The 1,020-nt window shown below is 38.6% G+C and carries 2 protein-coding genes; both read right to left on the bottom strand.

The genetic code is table 11. The features are described 5' to 3' along the window. Positions 1-18: 18 nt before the first annotated feature. Positions 19-552, bottom strand: a complete 534-nt coding sequence (locus tag QUB12_RS37445) for a transposase (RefSeq protein ID WP_333301383.1) — start codon at positions 550-552, stop codon at positions 19-21. 20 nt (positions 553-572) lie between these two features. Next, on the bottom strand, positions 573-965 hold the full coding sequence (locus QUB12_RS37440) for an IS630 transposase-related protein (protein ID WP_333301386.1): 393 nt from the start codon (positions 963-965) through the stop codon (positions 573-575). Positions 966-1,020: the final 55 nt, after the last annotated feature.

Below are 1,020 nucleotides of genomic sequence, written 5' to 3'. Positions count from 1 at the left end.
TTACAGCGTATTCCAGGTTTATGAAGTACAGTAGCAGCAGCTTGTAAACCAGTTTTTAAAGTGCTTAGGATTGACCAAATCAAGGGCAGTAGCCAGCAAGATGTCAACCATCTTGGTGGTGGTTGGTGAGAACTGACGTAAAAAAGATTTGAGTTGCGACCACCATAATTCTATAGGATTGAAATCGGGAGAATAGGGTGATAAGTTCAGTAAACTAGCACCAGCGGCTTGTATCAATGGTTCAATAGTCCCCAACTTGTGAGCAGGTAGATTATCCATAACAACTACTGCACCCTCCCATAAGTTGGGGACTAAAAAATGTTCAATAAAGACTTCAAAAGCTCTACCATCCATTGACCCATTGAGCGTCATTAATCCTACTACTTTGTTTAAGCTAATTGCTCCGACAACTGTGACTTTGGCGCCCCGATAAAATGGTTTTAAATCGTAGACTCTACTACCACATATAGAACGTGCATGGGTTCGTGTTAACCCTAATAAAACGCCCATTTCATCCAAAAAAACGAGGTTGTCAGGGTCAATATTTTTCACTTTTTCCCAATATTCACACCTCAGAATTTGCACTCTTTCAGTGGCAGCCTGACTACTGCGTATGGTCTTTTTTTTCGCGTTAAATTTTGTTTTTGTAATTCACGACACATCATGCTAGGGCTGACAGCTTCCTTGTAGTTCATAAGCCAATATTCACAATATTCTGACAACGTGCTATCCGGATATTTTTCTACCATCTGGATCAATTCAGTTGTGCGTGAGTTTAACACACTTTTAAGACTTCCACCTTGTTTTCTGGGTTGAACATGACCAATGGTTTGTTTTTGTTTTAAGATTTTTTGAACAAACCCTTTACTCACATCAAATCTGGCGGCTACTTTTCTAATCGAGGTATCACCTTGTTCATAAATTTTAACTATTTTCTCACGCAACTCGATCGAATAAGGTTTCATTTTTTTCGCTTATGTACTAAATACAGTGTATCATATATACATGGAATATGCTGTA

This window comes from Microcoleus sp. B7-D4 (genome assembly GCF_036705125.1).
In the GTDB taxonomy this organism is placed as follows: domain Bacteria; phylum Cyanobacteriota; class Cyanobacteriia; order Cyanobacteriales; family Microcoleaceae; genus Microcoleus.
The sequence above is the reverse complement of the archived record's forward strand: the minus strand, read 5'-3'. Positions and strand labels throughout refer to the sequence as shown.